At 71.0% G+C, this 18,552-nt stretch carries 21 protein-coding genes; 12 read left to right on the top strand and 9 right to left on the bottom strand.

Going from position 1 to position 18,552, the window contains the following annotated elements; all coding sequences use genetic code 11:
• Positions 1-54: 54 nt before the first annotated feature.
• A complete protein-coding gene (locus AC3ET3_RS34920; RefSeq protein WP_435613604.1) occupies positions 55-699 on the bottom strand; it encodes a hypothetical protein in 645 nt (214 codons plus the stop codon).
• A 226-nt stretch (positions 700-925) separates the two neighbouring features.
• Entirely contained in the window at positions 926-1,648 is a 723-nt protein-coding gene (locus tag AC3ET3_RS34915) for a hypothetical protein (RefSeq protein WP_435613603.1), read from the bottom strand.
• A 142-nt stretch (positions 1,649-1,790) separates the two neighbouring features.
• Here AC3ET3_RS34915 and AC3ET3_RS34910 point away from each other — a divergent pair, with 142 nt between their 5' ends.
• Positions 1,791-2,192, top strand: coding sequence for a hypothetical protein (locus tag AC3ET3_RS34910; RefSeq protein ID WP_435613602.1), 402 nt, complete (start codon positions 1,791-1,793; stop codon positions 2,190-2,192).
• Between the two features lie 226 nt (positions 2,193-2,418).
• On the opposite strand, the gene AC3ET3_RS34905 is transcribed toward AC3ET3_RS34910, so the two are convergent.
• The gene (locus AC3ET3_RS34905) at positions 2,419-2,628 is read right to left on the bottom strand and encodes a hypothetical protein (RefSeq protein ID WP_435613601.1); all 210 of its coding nucleotides are present in this window, start codon (positions 2,626-2,628) and stop codon (positions 2,419-2,421) included.
• An 878-nt stretch (positions 2,629-3,506) separates the two neighbouring features.
• On the opposite strand from AC3ET3_RS34905, the gene AC3ET3_RS34900 reads away from it, so the two are divergent.
• Positions 3,507-3,956, top strand: coding sequence for a hypothetical protein (locus AC3ET3_RS34900; protein ID WP_432158617.1), 450 nt, complete (start codon positions 3,507-3,509; stop codon positions 3,954-3,956).
• Between the two features lie 29 nt (positions 3,957-3,985).
• Here AC3ET3_RS34900 and AC3ET3_RS34895 read toward each other — a convergent pair whose 3' ends face one another.
• Entirely contained in the window at positions 3,986-4,294 is a 309-nt protein-coding gene (locus AC3ET3_RS34895) for a hypothetical protein (protein WP_432138878.1), read from the bottom strand.
• A gap of 284 nt (positions 4,295-4,578) precedes the next feature.
• On the opposite strand from AC3ET3_RS34895, the gene AC3ET3_RS34890 reads away from it, so the two are divergent.
• Entirely contained in the window at positions 4,579-4,998 is a 420-nt protein-coding gene (locus tag AC3ET3_RS34890; RefSeq protein ID WP_432158618.1) for a nuclear transport factor 2 family protein, read from the top strand.
• Between the two features lie 78 nt (positions 4,999-5,076).
• On the opposite strand, the gene AC3ET3_RS34885 is transcribed toward AC3ET3_RS34890, so the two are convergent.
• Together AC3ET3_RS34885 and phoU are read right to left on the bottom strand one after the other, a co-directional pair.
• Positions 5,077-5,232 (bottom strand): hypothetical protein, encoded by a 156-nt coding sequence (locus AC3ET3_RS34885; protein WP_432138876.1) that lies wholly within the window; start codon positions 5,230-5,232, stop codon positions 5,077-5,079.
• Between the two features lie 134 nt (positions 5,233-5,366).
• Positions 5,367-6,071, bottom strand: coding sequence for a phosphate signaling complex protein PhoU (gene phoU / locus AC3ET3_RS34880; protein ID WP_432138875.1), 705 nt, complete (start codon positions 6,069-6,071; stop codon positions 5,367-5,369).
• Positions 6,072-6,250: 179 nt separating this feature from the next.
• Between phoU and AC3ET3_RS34875 the strand changes: the two genes are divergently transcribed.
• The gene (locus tag AC3ET3_RS34875) at positions 6,251-7,759 is read left to right on the top strand and encodes a sensor histidine kinase (protein ID WP_435613600.1); all 1,509 of its coding nucleotides are present in this window, start codon (positions 6,251-6,253) and stop codon (positions 7,757-7,759) included.
• Between the two features lie 5 nt (positions 7,760-7,764).
• Entirely contained in the window at positions 7,765-8,436 is a 672-nt protein-coding gene (gene phoP / locus AC3ET3_RS34870) for a two-component system response regulator PhoP (RefSeq protein WP_467163958.1), read from the top strand.
• A gap of 109 nt (positions 8,437-8,545) precedes the next feature.
• Here phoP and AC3ET3_RS34865 read toward each other — a convergent pair whose 3' ends face one another.
• Positions 8,546-9,193, bottom strand: coding sequence for a copper chaperone PCu(A)C domain-containing protein (locus tag AC3ET3_RS34865; RefSeq protein ID WP_435613599.1), 648 nt, complete (start codon positions 9,191-9,193; stop codon positions 8,546-8,548).
• Positions 9,194-9,959: 766 nt separating this feature from the next.
• On the opposite strand from AC3ET3_RS34865, the gene AC3ET3_RS34860 reads away from it, so the two are divergent.
• The 7 genes from AC3ET3_RS34860 to AC3ET3_RS34830 all read left to right on the top strand — a co-directional run bounded on the left by AC3ET3_RS34860 (position 9,960) and on the right by AC3ET3_RS34830 (position 16,814).
• Positions 9,960-10,442, top strand: a complete 483-nt coding sequence (locus tag AC3ET3_RS34860; protein ID WP_003953493.1) for a CarD family transcriptional regulator — start codon at positions 9,960-9,962, stop codon at positions 10,440-10,442.
• A gap of 301 nt (positions 10,443-10,743) precedes the next feature.
• On the top strand, positions 10,744-11,508 hold the full coding sequence (gene ispD / locus AC3ET3_RS34855) for a 2-C-methyl-D-erythritol 4-phosphate cytidylyltransferase (protein ID WP_432158621.1): 765 nt from the start codon (positions 10,744-10,746) through the stop codon (positions 11,506-11,508).
• Positions 11,498-12,001 (top strand): 2-C-methyl-D-erythritol 2,4-cyclodiphosphate synthase, encoded by a 504-nt coding sequence (ispF, locus tag AC3ET3_RS34850; RefSeq protein WP_432138871.1) that lies wholly within the window; start codon positions 11,498-11,500, stop codon positions 11,999-12,001. Before ispD ends, ispF begins: the two co-directional genes overlap by 11 nt.
• 57 nt (positions 12,002-12,058) lie before the next feature.
• Positions 12,059-12,463, top strand: coding sequence for a PPOX class F420-dependent oxidoreductase (locus AC3ET3_RS34845; protein WP_432138870.1), 405 nt, complete (start codon positions 12,059-12,061; stop codon positions 12,461-12,463).
• A gap of 57 nt (positions 12,464-12,520) precedes the next feature.
• Complete coding sequence (cysS, locus tag AC3ET3_RS34840) at positions 12,521-13,921, top strand: cysteine--tRNA ligase (RefSeq protein ID WP_432138869.1); 1,401 nt, start codon at positions 12,521-12,523, stop codon at positions 13,919-13,921.
• Between the two features lie 88 nt (positions 13,922-14,009).
• Positions 14,010-14,951 (top strand): 23S rRNA (guanosine(2251)-2'-O)-methyltransferase RlmB, encoded by a 942-nt coding sequence (gene rlmB / locus AC3ET3_RS34835; RefSeq protein WP_432138868.1) that lies wholly within the window; start codon positions 14,010-14,012, stop codon positions 14,949-14,951.
• A 165-nt stretch (positions 14,952-15,116) separates the two neighbouring features.
• Positions 15,117-16,814, top strand: coding sequence for a DoxX family membrane protein (locus tag AC3ET3_RS34830; RefSeq protein WP_435613598.1), 1,698 nt, complete (start codon positions 15,117-15,119; stop codon positions 16,812-16,814).
• Between the two features lie 256 nt (positions 16,815-17,070).
• Here AC3ET3_RS34830 and AC3ET3_RS34825 read toward each other — a convergent pair whose 3' ends face one another.
• Both AC3ET3_RS34825 and AC3ET3_RS34820 read right to left on the bottom strand, forming a co-directional pair.
• Positions 17,071-17,802: a nucleotidyltransferase family protein gene (locus AC3ET3_RS34825; protein ID WP_432138866.1), complete on the bottom strand. Its 732-nt coding sequence runs from the start codon at positions 17,800-17,802 to the stop codon at positions 17,071-17,073.
• 177 nt (positions 17,803-17,979) lie between these two features.
• Positions 17,980-18,438 (bottom strand): hypothetical protein, encoded by a 459-nt coding sequence (locus AC3ET3_RS34820; protein WP_432138865.1) that lies wholly within the window; start codon positions 18,436-18,438, stop codon positions 17,980-17,982.
• Positions 18,439-18,552: the final 114 nt, after the last annotated feature.

Here is an 18,552-nt window from a genome sequence, read left to right as displayed (position 1 = left end):
TCCCGTCCTGACCTCCACGTCGGCCAGGCTGCCCGTGGTGGCCGGCCGGTGCACCTACGCAATGGTGGGCGCGACCGCCACCAGCATGCTGCTGTTCGAGGGCTGGGCGGCGGCTGTGGTGGGGTTGACGCTGGCTTCCTCCGCGACCGTCGTCGCCCAGCAATCACCAAAGGTCGCCGCCCAGTCGCAGGCCAAATCACTGCCAGAGTCGAGCTCCTCGGGCTTCCCCAGGATGCCGAATGTGTCGAGGAGTCGTCGCTCGACTCCGAACGGTTCGCCCAGCGCGAGCTCCGGGTACTCACTGATCCACCGTCTGACGATCCGCCCGTGTTCGGCGATCAGCCACGCCTCCCCGTCGTTCTGCTCACTGTGGAAGAAGAGTTGGGCTGCGCCGAACCGCTCGCTCAACGCTCGGCATAGCTCGGAGACATGCGCCGTTTGCTCCGGATAGGGCAGGCCGAAGTACGGTCCGACGACCAGGGTCCACCCCCGCATGGGTGGAACGACGACGACCGCGGAGAACGGCTCCTCCTCGTCGTGTGCCACCTGGTCGATGAGTTCCACCCCGTCGGCCCAGGTGGTCTCCCGTATGTCCGTCAAGCCGAGGGCCTTCGCGACTTCCGCGCGATCTACCGTCGCGACCGCGAGCCAGGAGAGCCAGCAGGCGCGTATGAGTGGTTCGGCATCGGATGTGCCCATGGCCTGCATCGTAGGGGCGTACGAGTAGAGTTCGCGCGCCCTGCCAACTGCTGGCGGCGCACCGAACAGCTTGCCAGTTGCGTGCCAGCTGCGTACCAGATCTGGCGGAGAGCCAAGGGGATTAGCGGGGAACCGCCAGCAGCCACCCTGTTCCCGTTCCGGATCCGCCGCAGGACAGCCCCTTGAAGCCGTCCGGAGAGAACCCGAGCTTCCCCAGCTCAGAGCTTCAGCCAGATGTCTGGTGAGCCGCCGCTTCCCCGTCGTTCAGTGCGTTACTGATCTCTCGAAGGCGATGCTCGGGCAGAGCGAAGGCGTTGCCGGGGTTTCGGTACGAGTGCCCACCGTCGTTGATCCAGACACCGTCTGCGCGCCTCCAGTGAGCGGGAGTCCATTGGCCCTGGTTCTCCAGGAGCATGTCCGCCACTTCGGCAGGCTCTTCGACCAGGGTAAGGGCGGTGAGCGCCGTGGTGAGGGCAACGGCTGCGTCGTCGGGAAGCCGCGCGTCGCCGAGTGTCGGAAAGAGGAGCAAGAGGCGGACGTCGGGGTCGGCAGCGCCTTCCGTGGCCGGCTGTCGGGCAGTGGACAGCAACTCCGGCCAGGCCGTGCCGGGCCCCATGAAATGCCCGTCATCCACAGCGAGGGTCTCCGCTACGGACCACGCCGGGTGATGTATCAGATAGTCCACCCCGCGGTCGTCCTCGATGTTGCGGTAGACGGCATGGACCGTGTGCCCCGAGGACAGAGGCACCCTGAACACCGGCCACTCCCGCTCGGCGGACAACGCATGGTACAGATCCATTGCCGCGTCCCAGTCGGCGCCGAACGCAGCTCGTTGTGCGTCCTCCCCACGCAGGCAGGAGCCGAGGTGCACGGGCCAGAACAACGGATCGTCCAGGTAAGCAGTGCCCTGCACCAGAGGGCCACCTTCGTAGCCGGGGATCTTCAGCACGCAAGGATGATGGCACGAGGGTCAGACATCACCTCGGGGTTCCAAGCTCGGCCGTCCCGTCTCGTGATCAACTTGGGCTGCGGAGACCATCATCGCCAGTGGCATAGCCGTCCTGGGGACGCTGCTCGGTTCGGGGATCACTATGGCGTTCCAGCAGCGCACCACCGACAGGAGCCACCAGCTCACACGCCGCGAGAAGCTGCGGCGGGAGCGTCTCGATGCCTTCTCCGCCTACGCCGGCGCGTTGGTCAACTATCGCCGCTGCCTGGTGCACCTCTGGTTCTGCGAGCACGAACAGCCACCGCCGGAGGCCCCTGACACGGTGCGGATCCGTGCCTACGACCTGCGCTCCAAGGCGCAAGAGGCGCTGTTTCGAGTGCAGATGCTGATCGATGACGAGGCGCTGAGCCGGTCCGCAGAGGACGTGCTTGCCAACATCACGGCACTGTCCAAGACAGACAGCAGAACAGACCTCGACGAGGGCAGGGCCCGGACTCGTGACGGCATCAGCCGACTGGTCAGAGCTGCCAAGCAGCATCTCTGAGGCGCTTGCAGGCGGGCCGGTTCGTAGGGCCCAATACCGATAGCGACCGCACCACAAGCGCACCAGATCGAGCGGGGAACCGCGGGGAATCACGGTGAAGGCAGCCGGGTTCGCAGAGGTCGCGAACCTGCTGTTCGAGCAGGTCAGCGCTCAGGAACGGTTCTCGATGTCCGCAGCTTCCCAAGCTGAGTGCGTTCGACGCAGCCTGTCAGCGGCAGGCACACCCTCACGAGTGGAAGCCGGCCCAGTACTCGTCATGACCACATATGAAGTCGCCCGGACGCTCCACCCTCAGTACCTCGTACCTGGCGGCAAGGACGTCCAGGGCCTCGTGCAGCGAGCAGCCCAGATGATCACGGAGTGCCTTGAGACCCCGGAGGATCTGGCTGCTGAGGATTTCCTCGTCGGCAACGTCGACTGTGGCGCCGTCGGTCATGGCTACGATCGAAGCCGATAGGTGGCTCACCGGGCAACAAGGTTTGCTGCCGCGGGGCACCTAGCGTCAGTGAAAGCGTGACACGGGTCGTGCCTCACGCGGCGGCCCGCCCCAGACGGGGACCCGGCCTTGCGTCAGTTCCTCCGGCGACGCCCCTGCGCATAGGGGCCGCGGCGGTCATGTTCCCGCCATTCCTCGTCACGCGGGTCGCGGTCTTCGCCGTCCGCGTTGTCTCCAAGGGTCGGAATGTGTTCCCCGTTGTTGACCTTGGCCAGCAGCGAGGCGAGGGGATCAGGGGGACCGTCGCTGAAGCGGTCGGTGCCGCGCGCAGACGGCGGCCCCGGCTCTGTCCTGTCGGGTCGTGACCGTGATGTATCGCTCATGAGCAGCCCCCTCTGACTCACTGACATGCACTTGAAATCCTTCCCCGGAAGGTCGCGGGTAACCCGGCTTCTGGTCACACTTCGGACCACAACCGGCCTAAATACCCCGCGGGTTGGCCTCGCCGACGAGGGTGCGAGCGTGCGACGTACGCCGTCATCGACCCGGCGCCGCGACCGCTCGACGTGCCGTGTCCCCAGAGGGGGCACGTGGGCCGTGTCAGTGTCCGGTTCAATTCCTCACCGCCAGTTCCGAGTGGCCCGTTGGGCAGCACGCCGGATCGAGTGGGGAGCAGCGGGCGGGAAGGCACGGCGAAGGCCGGTCGGCGGCGAGGGGGGTGGAGCCGCGCCCAGGCCATTCGTTGAGCGGCGGCCGAGGGCTCGGATACACCATGCGGGGATATACCACGCGGAGCGAGAATGTGTGAAATACACGGAAAAGCCATGACGGCCGTCGGGGCGGTGTCACGGTGAGGTGTGACATCGACACTTTTGCCGTTGTTCGGTGTGGTACTCGGCGGAGGCGTATCGACGTTGGCCCAGTACTCGCTGGGGCGTGCGTCGGAGCGGGCCGAGATGCGACGGAGCGCTCGTGAACGTGCCGAGGCGCGTCGCGACGAACGCGTCACCCATCTCGTCGGCTTCCTGTCGGCGGTGCAGGAAGCCGAACGGGTCGCCGTGGACCGCTACCACCACGGAATGGCTGACGAGCAGTGGCAAGCCCGGGCGAAGCAGTCCATCGACAGGATGTGGGTGGCGCAGAAGACCATCCACATGCTGTGCGCGCCCGAGGTGAACGAGGCGGCACGTCGTCTGGCGTACGACGTCCAGAACGTGATCAGAAACGGCCCCGACGACCCGGGGGATCCGCAGGACGAGAGGGTCTGGGCGTACATACGTCCCAACCGGCGGGCGTTCCTCGACGTCGTGCGCGATCACTTGGAGTAGGAGCGGCCTGGCGTGGGGGGAGGGGGTGGTCAGTAGAGGATGACCCTCCACAGCTCGGCCCACACCACCCGGCCGCTCTTCGTGTCGTGCACCTCGACCCGGTCGTCCGCCACCTGCCGGACGGTGCCGTAGAGGGTGGCGTGGGGGAGGTCGACCCGTACGGTGTCGTGCACGTCGAGGTCGTCCTCGACCGGGCGGGACCACGTGTGGCCGCAGCGGTCGCAGCCGTAGGCGACGACCGTGCCCTCTCCGACGAATTCGGGGAGGCCCGTGCGGACGTGGTCGACGAGGCACCGCGGGCACGGGTCGGCGGTGCGTGCGCCGATCGATGTGGACATCCCCCGATCCTGCGGCGGAGCAGCGAGGCACGGCAACCCCGAACGAGGCGTGGACGACCGCCGCGGGGCGGCATGACCCCTGAGATCTCGGCATGGCCCCCCGAGATCCGGGGCGGCATGACCCCCCGAGATCCGGGGCGGCATGGCCCCCGAGACAGCGGCATGACCCCCGAGGTAATCGACCACCCCGGCCCCGACAGGAAGGATCGGACTCCCGGCAGGACGCCCCGCCGGGAGTCGTGTCAGGAGTCGTGTCGGGAGTCGTGTCGGTGAAGGGAGCGGGTATGTCTGTGGGGACCGAGGCCGGGACCACCCGGGCTGTGGTGGCGGAGTTCCTCGCGGCGAGGCTGGCCGGGGACACCGGGCGGCTGGTCGAGTTGTTCGCCGACGAGGTGGACTGGGTGCTCGCCGAGAATCCCGGGGTGCCGTGGATCCGGCCCCGGTCCACCGCCGCCGAATGCGCGGCTCAGGGAGCCGAACTGGCGGAGCACACCGTGCCGGAGGCGGCTCGGGCGTCCGTCGACGCGGTGGTCGTGGACGGCCCCGACGCCGTGGTGACGGGGTACCTGGCGGGGACCGTACGCGCCACCGGCAAGTCCTTCGAGGGACCGTTCGCGCTGCGGCTCACCGTGGAGAACGGACGGATCGTGCGGCATCACCTGTACGAGAACAGTCTGTCGATCGCGCGGGCCTGCGCCCCGTGAGGGAGCGCAGCGAAGAGGGGCCCGGCGGCATCACGTGGTGTCGCCGGGCCCCTCTTCGTCGTACGCCGGGTGCCGTGCTCAGCCGCACTGGCAGGGCGCCCCCGACTGGCAGCCGCAGCCGCAGCCCGAGCCGCAGCCGCAGGCGGCGATCAGGTTGAGACTGGTGATCGGCGTGGGTTCCTCGGTCGGGCGTTCCTGCGCGGGGTCGGGGTTCGTGCTGGGGGAATCGGCCATGGTCCCTCCTTGAGGCTTCGTGCCTAGAGGCTGCGTGCCTTTGCCCATTGGATGCCCCGATCACTGGGCGCATCAACGGCGCACAGTGGCTTGCACGCGCCCCTGGGCCGGCCGGGGAGCCCCGCGGGGCCCCGTTACGCCCCCTCGGGCTCCGGCATGGTCGGCTGGATCTCCGGCGGGAGGTCCTGCTGGAGGTCGTCCGCGTGCTCACCGGTGACGAGGAAGATGACGCGCTTGGCGACGGCGACCGCGTGGTCGGCGTACCGCTCGTAGTAGCGGCCCAGCAGCGTGACGTCGACCGCCGTCTCGATGCCGTGCTTCCAGCGCTCGTCCATCAGGTGCTGGAACAGGGTCCGGTGCAGCAGGTCCATCTCGTCGTCGTCCTGCTCAAGCTGCAGCGCCAGGTCGACGTCCTTGGTGATGATCACCTCGGCGGCCTTCGCCATCAGGCGCTGCGCCAGCTGGCCCATCTCCAGGATCGTCGCGTGCAGGTCACGCGGAACCGCCCGCTCCGGGAACCGCAGCCGCGCCAGCTTGGCGACGTGCTGGGCGAGGTCGCCGGACCGCTCCAGGTCCGCGGACATCCGCAGCGACGTCACCACGATCCGCAGGTCCGTCGCCACCGGCTGCTGCCGGGCCAGCAGTGCTATCGCCCGGGCCTCCAGGTCGTGCTGCAGCTCGTCGACCTTCTTGTCGCCCTCGATCACACTCTCGGCCAGCTTCAGGTCGGCGTCGAGCATCGCGGTGGTGGCGCGTCCGATCGCCGATCCGACCAGCCGGGCCATCTCCACCAGACCGTCGCCGATCGAGTCCAGTTCCTCGTGGTACGCGTCACGCATCAGGGTTCCCTCTCCTCCGTGTTCCTGGGGCCACGTTCCCACGTTCCGCCCCGTACGCGTCGGTTTCCGTCACCCCAAATGAACCACCCCTGGCTCCAAGGTGAACTCTGGGCGACGAGTGTTCGAGGTCGCACCGCGACAGCTGTGGCCAGGTCCTTCGCCATGCCTAACCTTGACGCATGGACGTGAACGCGGCGGTCGCCGCAGCGGCTGCGATCGCCGGTGTGCTCACCGGTGTCATCGCCATGCTGGCGTTCCGCTGGAGCGAGCGCGACCTCAAACGCCCCACCCGCACCTCGCTGCACACCGACCCCGTGCTGCCCCCGGGCGTCGACACCGTGCTCTCCGTGCTGCGGTCCTCCGCCGTCGTCCTCGACGAGGCCGACGGGGTCGTCAAGGCCAGCTCGGCCGCGTACGCCCTCGGCCTGGTCCGCGGCGGCAAGCTCTCCGTGGAACCCATGCTGCAGATGGCCCGGGACACCCGGCGGGACGGGGAGATACGCCAGGTCGAGCTGGACCTCCCGCGGCGCGGCACCGGCCGCGGCGAGGCGCTCGCCGTCTCCGCGCGGGTCGCCCCCCTCGGCTCCCGGCTGGTGCTCCTCCTCGTCGAGGATCTCACCGAGGCCCGGCGCATCGAGGCGGTACGGCGCGACTTCGTCGCGAACGTCAGCCATGAGCTCAAGACCCCGGTCGGCGCGCTCTCCCTCCTCTCCGAGGCCGTCCTGGACGCCTCGGACGACCCGGAGGCCGTCCAGCGCTTCGCCGGCCGCATGCAGATCGAGGCCACCCGCCTGACCAACCTCGTCCAGGAACTCATCGACCTCTCCCGGGTGCAGAACGACGACCCGCTGGAGGACGCCGAGCCGGTCCGGGTGGACGAGCTGGTCGCCGAGGCCATGGACCGCTGCCGGCACCAGGCGGGCACCAAGCAGATCACCATGGCCGCCGGCGGAACCGCCGACCTGCGCGTGTGGGGGCACCGCGGTCAGCTGGCCGCCGCGCTCGGCAATCTCGTCGAGAACGCCGTGAACTACTCCCCGGCCCGCACCCGCGTCGGCATCGCCGCGCGCCGGGTGACCGCGCCCGGCGGGGACATGATCGAGATCGCCGTCACCGACCAGGGCATCGGCATCTCCGACAAGGACAAGGACCGCATCTTCGAGCGCTTCTACCGCGTCGACCCGGCCCGCTCCCGGGCCACCGGCGGCACGGGCCTCGGGCTGGCGATCGTCAAGCACGTGGTCGCCTCGCACGGCGGGGAGGTCACGGTGTGGAGCGCCGAGGGACAGGGCTCCACCTTCACCCTGCGGCTCCCGGAGGCGGGCACCGGCCGGGACCGCGGCCAGTCCGGCCCCGGCATCGCGAACGCTCCGTACGACGACGAGTCCGGCCCGTACGAGGACGAGTTCGGCCCGTACGACGAGTCCGCGTACGACGGCTCCCGTCCGTACGACGACTCCGCGTACGGCACCCCTCCGGCCTCCGGCCCCGCCGCCGGACCGGCCCCCGGCCCCTCCGCCGACCGCACCCCCGGTCCCTCCGCGAACGCGGACCCGCACCAGGCTTCCCCCCACAGCTCGGCCCGTACCTCGCACGCCTCCTCCCACGTTCCCTCCCACACCCGAACCCACCAACCCCCCGACTCCACCGCGTACGAAACGCTTTCCGCTCCGGAGGTCCATCCGTGACCCGTGTGCTCGTCGTCGAGGACGAGGAGTCCTTCTCCGACGCCCTGTCGTACATGCTCCGCAAGGAGGGCTTCGAGGTCGCCGTCGCGGCGACCGGCCCCGACGGCCTCGACGAGTTCGAGCGCAACGGCGCCGATCTCGTCCTCCTCGACCTGATGCTGCCGGGGCTGCCCGGTACGGAGGTATGCCGTCAGCTGCGCGGCCGCTCCAACGTTCCCGTGATCATGGTGACCGCCAAGGACAGCGAGATCGACAAGGTCGTCGGTCTGGAGATAGGCGCCGACGACTACGTCACCAAGCCGTTCTCGTCGCGGGAGCTGGTGGCCCGCATCCGCGCCGTGCTGCGGCGGCGCGGGGAGCCGGAGGAGGTCGCTCCGGCCGCGCTGGAGGCCGGTCCGGTGCGCATGGACGTCGACCGCCACGTCGTGACGGTCTCCGGTTCCAAGGTCGACCTCCCCCTCAAGGAGTTCGACCTGCTGGAGATGCTGCTGCGCAACGCCGGCCGCGTCCTCACCCGGATGCAGCTCATCGACCGGGTCTGGGGCGCGGACTACGTGGGCGACACCAAGACCCTCGACGTCCACGTCAAGCGCCTGCGCGCCAAGATCGAGCCGGACCCGGGCGCCCCGCGCTACCTGGTCACGGTGCGGGGGCTGGGCTACAAGTTCGAGCCGTAGGCCGCAGTCCGTACCGGCGGACCGACGGACCGGCGGATGACAGGAAGGGCGGCACCCCGCGCGGGTGCCGCCCTTCCCGTGTGGTCCGCGGAGTCCGCGGGCGAGCGGATCAGCTCTCGCCGGCCGACGCCGAGGCAGAGGCCGAAGCCGAGGCGGAGGCCGAACCCGACGGCGACTCCGTACCCCCGGCGGGCTCCTCGCTCTGCGCGCTCTCCGAGGCGGACGGGGTCGCCGACGCGCTCGGGACGTCGCTCGGGCCCCAGGAGGCGTAGTCGCTCACGGCGGGGACGACGAAGGCGCGCAGGCCGACCTCGCCCGTCTCGCTGAGGGTGAAGGTGACCTGCTGGGCGTTGCCGTCCTGCACCGCCTCGCCGGCCGAGGGCAGCAGGGCGGAGGCGTTGCCCTTGCCGCCGAGGATCAGCGAACCGCCGGCCGGGACGACGAGCTTGCTCTGGCCCTCGGCGGGCTTCAGTTCGGCCGCTCCGGCGCCTTCCACGGTGACGGAGTCCAGCGTCTGGTCCGTGGAGCCGCTGTTGAAGAGGGTGGCCGAGACCGTGGCGGGCCCGGAGTCCTCGTGTTCGGGCTCGGTGATGACCAGGGCGTTCTGGACCTTGATGACGCCGACGCTGGTGGCCGCGTTGTCCGGCTTGATCTGCAGCGTGGCCGCGTCGTTGCCGGCGGCGCAGGCGGAGAGCGGGGCGACGGAGAGGACGAGGGCGGTGGCGGCGAGGGCGCCGCGTCGAAGGCTGCTGCTCACGGCGGCGGCAACTCCTTGAACGCAGGGGCGGCCTTCCTGATTAAGCCGCCCTAAGGATCTGTCAGCGGCCTCAGGTTATCGAGCCGTTCCCGCGTCACCGCACCCGACCCGCCTCTAAGGGACAGCCCGGCCGCGCGGCTCCCCCGGAGTGCCCTCGGTCACAGCTGTCCCGCCCTTCGCGACACATGCCCGATCCCCGTCACTCACTCCGGCCACAAGTGACTCGCCAGCCACTCCACAAGTGACTCGCCAGTCACTTCGGTGTCTCGCGGACGCCCGTCATTCACATAAGCGTCACCCGTGCGAGCCGGGGATTTCCTGTGAAGGAATGCGCCCCCGCTCCCGAAATGGATCACGCTCCGTTCGGGGGCGACTTCCGAAGCCGCTTCCGAAGCTCCTTCCGGGTTCCCTTCCGGTGCCCTTCGGAGGTGCTTCAGGGCCCCTTCGGCGGATGGCGTGATCAATTTCCGAAACGTCTCGGAACCACCCGCCGACCACCGAACGGAGTAGCGGAAGTCGCACATCTGGAACCGGACATTTGGGGACGTTCGGCTGCCCGGACGCGGGTCGGGAGGCGTGTGACGCATGTGTTTCACCGCGCGTGAACAGCGGCTCCGACCTGCGAATACCCGCTTCCACAGGCCTCGCGAAGCACGTTCGTGTCGCTGTTGTCAAGCCCCGAGATATGCCCTGACCTGCGAAAACGCCATTCAGGAACCGCCGTTTCCGTGTTACCCTGGATAGCCACGGAAGGGGTACCTGTCACATGACGTTCAAGGTTGGCGACACCGTGGTCTATCCCCATCACGGGGCCGCGCTGATCGAGGCCATCGAAACTCGCCAGATCAAAGGCGTGGACAAGACCTACTTGGTGCTGAAGGTCGCCCAGGGTGACCTGACGGTGCGTGTGCCAGCGGACAATGCGGAGTTCGTCGGCGTGCGTGATGTGGTCGGTCAGGATGGGCTGGACCGGGTCTTCGAGGTGCTGCGCGCACCGTACGCCGAGGAGCCCACGAACTGGTCCCGTCGATACAAGGCAAATCTGGAGAAGCTCGCGTCCGGCGATGTCATCAAGGTCGCGGAAGTCGTGCGTGACCTGTGGCGTCGTGAGCGCGAGCGCGGACTCTCCGCCGGTGAGAAGCGCATGCTCGCCAAGGCCCGCCAGATCCTGGTGAGCGAGCTCGCCCTCGCGGAGAACACCAACGAGGACAAGGCCGAGGCGCTGCTCGACGAGGTCCTCGCGTCCTGACGTCAGGGCCCCGGTCCGGCGCAACACACCCAGCACATCGAAATGCCGCGGTGCCCGATGACGAATCACTGTCGCCGGGCGCTGCGGCATGTTCGTACGCCACTGCCGGTGCCCCGCGCGTGGATACCGACCCTCCCCGCGCGGACCGGGCGAACCGGGAACGCGCGAGGTACGCGGTGTGCCGGGCCCGGGCTGCTGCCTCGACCGGTGCGTCACGGAAGGGTCCGGTCAAGGAGTCGCGCCCGGCACTCCTCCCAGGCCATACCCACGTAGGCTCAAGCCACAAACCTGACAGGAACCGATGTCTGACGATTCGCTTCCCTCCCCGCTGACCGCCCGGCTGACCGCCCGCACGGCGGCGGTCATCCCCGCCGCCGGCCGCGGCGTACGCCTCGGCCCGGGCGCCCCCAAGGCCCTGCGCACCCTGAACGGCACGCCCATCCTCATCCACGCCGTGCGCGCGCTGGCCGCCTCCCGCGCGGTCTCCCTCGTGGTCGTCGTGGCACCGCCGGACGGCGCGGCGGAAGTGAAGTCCCTGCTCGACGCGCACGCCCTGCCCGAGCGCACCGACTTCGCGGTCGTCCCCGGCGGCGACAGCCGGCAGGAATCGGTGCGGCTCGGCCTCGACGCGATCCCGCCGGACTACGACATCGTCCTCGTCCACGACGCGGCCCGGCCCCTGGTGCCGGTCGACACCGTGGACGCGGTGATCGAGGCGGTGCGCGACGGCGCGCCGGCCGTCGTGCCCGCGCTGCCGCTCGCGGACACGGTGAAGGAGGTCGAACCGGCCGCCACGCCCGGCGACCCCGAACCGGTGCTGTCGACGCCGGAGCGGGCCCGGCTGCGCGCGGTGCAGACCCCGCAGGGCTTCGACCGGGCGATCCTCGTCCGGGCGCACGAGACCGTCACGGGTGAGGTCACCGACGACGCCGGCATGGTCGAGCGACTGGGGCAGCGGGTCGTGGCCGTGCCCGGCCACGAGGAGGCCTTCAAGGTCACCCGACCGCTGGACCTGGTGCTCGCGGAGGCGGTCCTGGCCCGGCGGAGGCTGAACGATGGCTTCTGAGCAGCAGCCCCTGCCGCCGCTCCCCAGGGTCGGCATCGGGACCGACATCCACGCCTTCGAGGAGGGCCGCGAGCTGTGGTGCGCGGGCCTGCGGTGGGACGGCGAGGGGCCCGGCCTGGCCGGCCACTCCGACGCCGACGTCGTCGCCCACGCGGCCTGCAACGCCCTGTTCTCGGCGGCGGGCCTCGGCGACCTGGGCCGGCACTTCGGCACCGGTCGGCCCGAGTGGTCCGGCGCCTCCGGGGTGACCCTGCTCACCGAGGCGGCCCGTATCGTCCGCGAGGCGGGCTTCGCCATCGGCAACATCGCGGTCCAGGTGATCGGACCCCGCCCGAAGATCGGCAAGCGGCGCGCGGAGGCCGAGAAGATCCTCTCCGAGGCGGCCGGCGCCCCGGTGACCGTGTCCGGCGCCACGACGGACGGCCTCGGGTTCCCGGGCCGCGAGGAGGGGCTGATGGGGGTGGCGACCGCACTCGTGGTGCGGGTGAGCTGACGGCGTGCGAGGGTACCCACACGACTGCCAGTGACCCCTGGACCTCGGAGGGTGCCCATGTCCGCCGTACTGTCCGACCGCCTGAAGTCGGTGCTCGACGACAAGGTGTTCATCGTCGTCGGCACCGTCCAGCCCGACGGCAGCCCGCAGCTGTCGCCGGTCTGGGTGATGCGGGACGGTGACGAGATCCTCTTCTCCACGACCGTCGACCGCCGCAAGTACCTGAACCTGCGCCGCGACCCGCGCGTCTCGGTCACCGTCCTCAACCCGGCGGAGCCGTACGAGTACGCCGAGATCCGCGGCACCGTCGAGATGACCACCGACGGCGGTCAGGACCTCATCGACCGGCTCAGCGAGAAGTACACCGGAAAGCGGTACGCGGACTTCAACCCGGCCTCCGGCCAGGACGCCGAGCGGGTGGTCGTACGGGTCCGGCCGCGCAAGGTCGTCGGGCGGTTGTGAGGTCCCTTCCCCGGGGCAAGGGGCATGGGGCCGCGCCGCGCCCACTACCCTGGACCCGTGACTATTCGCCTGTACGACACCAGCGCCCGGCAGATCCGTGACTTCACCCCGCTCACGCCGGGCTGCGTCTCGATCTACCTGTGTGGTGCCACCGTGCAGGCGGCCCCGCACATCGGGCACATCCGTTCGGGGCTGAACTTCGACATCATGCGCCGCTGGTTCGCGTACCGCGGCTACGACGTCACGTTCATCCGCAACGTCACCGACATCGACGACAAGATCATCACCAAGTCGGCCGAGCAGGGCCGCCCCTGGTGGTCGATCGGCTACGACAACGAACGGGCCTTCACCGACGGCTACCACGCCCTCGGCTGCCTCCCGCCGACGTACGAGCCGCGCGCCACCGGCCATGTGACCGAGATGGTCGAGATGATGCGCGGCCTGATCGAGCGCGGCCACGCCTACGAGGCGGACGGCAACGTCTACTTCGACGTGAAGTCCTTCCCGGAGTACCTGAGCCTGTCCAACCAGGAGCTGGAGAACCTCCTGCAGCCCTCGGGCGAGGGCGAGACCGGCAAGCGGGACCCGCGGGACTTCGCGATGTGGAAGGCGGCCAAGCCGGGAGAGCCGAGCTGGGAGACGCCGTGGGGCCGCGGCCGCCCCGGCTGGCACCTGGAGTGCTCGGCGATGGCCCACAAATACCTGGGCTCCGCCTTCGACATCCACGGCGGCGGCCTCGACCTGGTCTTCCCGCACCACGAGAACGAGATCGCGCAGGCCAAGGCCTACGGCGACGAGTTCGCCCGGTACTGGGTGCACAACGCCTGGGTCACCATGAGCGGCGAGAAGATGTCGAAGTCGCTCGGCAACAGCGTGCTCGTCTCGGAGATGGTCAAGCAGTGGCGGCCGATCGTGCTCCGCTACTACCTGGGCACCCCGCACTACCGGTCGATGATCGAGTACAGCGAGGAAGCCCTGCGCGAGGCCGACGCCGCCTTCGGCCGGATCGAGGGCTTCGTGCAGCGCGTCGTCGAACTGGCCGGCGGCGCCGTCGAGCCGGCCCCCGAGGTGCCGGCCGCGTTCGCCGAGGCGATGGACGACGACCTGGGCGTCCCGCAGGCCCTCGCCGTCGTGCACAACACCGTCCGGCAGGGCAACAGCGCGCTGGCCGCCGACGACAAGGAGGCCGCCGTGGCCCGCCTCGCCGAGGTGCGGGCGATGCTCGGCGTCCTCGGGCTGGACCCCCTCGACGCCCACTGGGCCGGCGAGGCGGACCGGGGCGAGGACCTGCACGCCGTGGTCGACAGCCTCGTCCACATGGTCCTGGACCAGCGGGAGGCGGCCCGGGCCCGCAAGGACTGGGCCACCGCGGACGCCATCCGCGACCAGCTCGGCCGGTCCGGGCTGGTCATCGAGGACAGCCCCCAGGGCCCGCGCTGGAGCATCGGCCGGCGCTGACCGCGACACCATGGGTGTGCCGCCCGGCCTCGCGGGCGGCACACTTGCACTCACGTACGTCCACACGCTTCACGAAGACGGGTAGGTCATGGCCGGGAACAACCGCCGCATGTCCGGCAAGAAGGGCGCGCAGGTCGGCAGTGGCGGCCAGCGGCGCCGGGGCCTCGAGGGCAAGGGGCCCACGCCCCCCGCCGAGATGCGCAAGGGGCACGCCAAGCAGCGCGCCGCACAGGCGAAGACGCGCCGCGCCCAGGGCCGCACGCCGCAGCGGCGCGGCGGCGGTCGCTCGACGTCCGAACTGGTCGTCGGCCGCAACCCCGTCGTCGAGGCACTCCGCGAGGGCGTGCCGGCGTCGACGCTGTACGTCCAGCAGTTCATCGACAACGACGAGCGGGTCCGCGAGGCGCTGCAGCTGGCCGCCGAGCGCGGTGGGATCAACCTCATGGAGGCCCCCCGCCCCGAACTCGACCGCATGACCAACGGCCTCAACCACCAGGGCCTGGTCCTCCAGGTCCCGCCGTACGAGTACGCCCACCCCGAGGACCTGGCCGCCGCGGCCGCCGACGAGGGCGAGGACCCGCTGATCGTCGCCCTCGACGGGGTGACCGACCCGCGCAACCTCGGTGCGGTCGTGCGGTCCGTGTCCGCCTTCGGTGGCCACGGCGTCGTCGTACCGGAGCGGCGCGCGGCCGGGATGACGGCCGGCGCGTGGAAGACGTCCGCCGGTACGGCCGCCCGGACGCCCGTCGCCCGCGCGACGAACCTGACGCGCGCTCTGGAGGCGTACAAGAAGGCCGGCATCGTGGTCGTCGGTCTCGCCGCCGACGGCGAGGCCGAGCTGGGCGAGCTGGAGGCCCTTCAGGGGCCGGTCGTCATCGTCGTCGGCAGCGAGGGCAAGGGCCTGTCCCGTCTGGTCGGCGAGACCTGCGACTTCCGGGTGCGGATCCCGATGCCGGGCGGCGCCGAGTCGCTGAACGCGGGTGTCGCCGCGGGGATCGTGCTGTACGAGGCGGCCCGCCGCCGGGCCTGAGGGGCCGTAGGGCGGTGCTGGAGGCGGGCGCGGGGCCGGCGCGTGGGAACGCGTGTCCGGCCGGTCGCCCGTGCGGGGCGATCCGGGTGTTCCGGGCAAGCTTGACGGGGTCCGGACAGATCCGGCGGGTCAAAGCAGTGTCCTAACCACACGTCACTCGGTTAGATGAGTGTGGACACCAGAACACCCCGCACACCCACGGGGGGCCGCTCGTCGGGATTCGATTCCGGGTTCGATGACGCTCCCGCGCTGAGCATGGTGAAGGTGCCGAGCGATCCGGCGCAGGTCATCGTCAATCACGCGAGCTTCCGCGTGCAGTTGGGCACGTCGACTCGGCGTGCCCAGTCCCCGCGGATCGGACGGCGCGTGAGCGTCGCCGAGGACACGGCGCGGATCCCCGGCGCCGGCGCTGCGGGCAGAGCCGGCGCCGCCCGGCGGCGGCCCGTCGTGTGGAGCGGCCAGACCGCTCCGGACGACACCGGCGCCCACCGGCTGCTCCAGGCGGTACGGGCCGGCAGCGTCGGCCACGCCGTCGACGAACCGGTGGGCGACGCCGGGGCCACCCAGGTCATCCCGCGCATCGACGTCACCGACGGCCCCGGCTCCGGATACCCCGGCGACGACTACGTATACGACCACGACCTCACCGCGCAGACCCTGCAGACGCCGGTCGTCGGCGCCCAGCGCGGCCCCGGCGACGGGGAACACCGGCTGCTGCCGCCGATGCGCGGGGTCAGCAGCGTCGACGACGAACGCGACCAGGCCGCCCACGGCTACGACGACGCCGGGGACCGGGGCGACACCGGGGCGTCGGCCTCCCGCCGCTCCAAGCCGCAGGCCGACGACCCGGCGCGGCACGCGTACTACCCCGGCCGCCGCATGAACCTCGGCGTGGTTCTGCTGCCGCTGCGCGTGTTCCTCGGTTTCATCTCCATCTACGCCGGCATGGGCAAGCTGTGCGACCCCGTCTACTTCGACGGCGGCGAGCGCGGCTCCATGGTGAAGTGGCTCAACACCCTCCACCCGTGGGAAGTCGCCGAGCCGCTCAGGCAGTTCGCGCTGCAGCACCCGGTCGGCTCCGGGCTCGTCATCGCCTTCCTTCAGGTCGTCGTCGGCGTCCTGACGGTCCTCGGCTGCTGGCAGCGGGTCGCGGCCGTCGTCGGCGCGCTGCTGTCCGCCGCGCTCATCGTCACCGTCAGCTGGAAGACGGTGCCGGTCTACGACGCACCCGACATCATCTACCTCGCCGCCTGGTCCCCGCTGATCATCGCGGGCGCGCCGGTGTACTCCGTCGACGGGCGGCTGGCCGCGAGCGCCTGGCGGCGGCTCGGCCCGCGCGCCGAACTGTGGGAGCTGCGCCGTTTCGTGCTGCGCCGGGGCGCCCTCCTCACCGCCGTCACGGTCGGCCTCACCCTGCTGATCGGCTCGCTGCTCGGCGGCGCGGTCCGGGACGCCGACCGGGTGGTCGTGCCCGGGCCGGGCGAGCCGCCGCGCAACGAGCTGCCGGGGTCGCCGCTGCCGAGTGCCTCCGGCGGCGGCGCGAGCAAGGGCCCAGGCCGGTCGTCGTCCCCGACGCAGGCCGCCACCACCGCCCCCGCCACCGACGGGACGCCCACCGCCCCCGCGCCCACCCGCGACACGGGCAGGGCGGCCACGGGCGGCGCTCCCAGCCAGACGCAGGGCACGGCGGGCCAGGCCCCGCCGCAGCAGTCCCCGCCGCGCGAGCAGGCGCCCAGCACCACCACCTCCGGTCCGACCTCCGGCGGTACCAGCGGCTCCTCGACGACGGGCGGCTCCGACAGCGGCTCGCCCTCGTCGTCCTCGGGAGGCCAGCCGGGCCTGGTGGGCGGCCTGCTGGGGTAGGCCTGCCGCGTCGGACCACCGACCGGACCGGCGCCCGCCGCCGAAGGGGCCCCGCACGTGGTGCGGGGCCCCTTCGGCCTGCTCTGCCGGCGGAGGGCGCGGGCCGACGCGTGGATCGCCGGCGGTGGTGCCCGGTGGTGCGGGTTCGTTCCGGGGACTGTGGCTTTCGCTCCGCGGGTTGCGGGTTGCGGGTTGCGCTGCGGGGTTTTCCGGCTGTGCGCTGCGAGTTGGCGGTGGCGGGGCAGACGAGTCGGCTCTACCGCCCCAGGGCGGCCAGTTCCTTCGCCGCCTCCGTCAGGTCCTTCGCCGTGTCGATGGCCCGCCAGTACGCTCCCTGCGGGATCGGGAACCCGGCCAGCCGCCGTTCCCGCGCCAGCCGCGGGAACGTGGTGCGCTCGTGGTCCCCGCGCTCGGGCAGCAGGCCGGCGAACCCGGCGGAGAAGACGTACACCCCCGCGTTGATCTCGAACGTCGACGGCGGCGCCTCGATGAAGTCGGTGATGTGACCGAACCCGTCGGTCTGCACCGCCCCCCACGGGATACGCGGCCGGGCCAGCGCGAGGGTCGCCACCGCGTCGCGCTCGGTGTGGAAGTCGGCCATGTCGCGCAGCGAGAACCGGGTCCAGATGTCGCCGTTGGTGGCGTACCAGGGGCGGTCCGGGTGCGGGAGGCGGGCGGCGGCGTACTTGAGGCCGCCGCCACGGCCCAGCGGCTCCGTCTCGACGACCGTGGTCACGTTCACCGGCAGGTCGGCCGTCTCCAGCCACTTCTGCAGCACCTCGGCGAGATGGCCGCAGGAGACCACCACGTCGGTGACGCCCTCCTCGGCCAGCCAGGTCAGCTGGTGCCCGATGATCGGCGTACCGGTGCCGGGGATCTCCACCATCGGCTTGGGCCGGTCGTCGGTGTACGGGCGCAGCCGCGACCCCTGGCCACCGGCCAGGATCACGGCTTGCGTGGGTCGGGACACGGCGTGCGGATGCGTCATGACCGGCACTTTACGCTGGCGCCCGGCCGTGCCCGGGGGCGCCTGGGTGGGGGCGGGGTTCTGCCCGTGTGCTAGTGCCGCACGCGGGCGGCCGGTCGCGCGGTTCCCCGCTGCCACGGGGATCGCGCACATCCCCGCGCCCCTGAAGTGCGCGGCGTTCTCGCGTCCTTGCCGGGATCAGTTGTGGGCTGCCAGCACCCCCGACGCGAAGGAGGTGTCGCAGACCGGGCGGGCGTAGGACTGGGCCCGGGTCGGGCCGTAGACGCGGACGGCGGCGCGGCCGAGGGCACGGGCGATGGAAGCGCAGTGCTTGGCCAGTGACGGCTTGCCGTTGACCGCCGCCTGGAGGTGGGTGAGCGCGGCGCCCGGGTCCTTGTCGTAAAGCTCGGCGAGGAGCTGGTCGCGCAGTACGTCGTGGGGCGCGCGCGGGGCGTCCCGGTGCGCGGTGGAGACGTCGGAGGCGGTGAGTACCGAGTCGGAGGCGTCGCCCGACCAGTTGACCCGGGTGACCGCGAGAGTCCCGGAGAGCACCAGGACGACAGGCAGGACGAGGGCGAGGGAACGGCCGATGTGGCGGGCGGGGCCCCGGCCGCGTCGCGTCTTGGGGGTGCTGGAGTACTTCACGGAGTGCTTCACGCGAGTGAGGGTAGCGCCCGGTAATGATTTGGCGACATTTGGTCACCGGTTCGGGGGATGCAGACGCACCGATTCGGGGGTAGGTGGTTGACGGACGCTGCTCGAAAACGCCGT

Source organism: Streptomyces sp. bgisy159, assembly GCF_057707805.1.
This window is presented reverse-complemented; position numbering and strand designations above follow the sequence as displayed.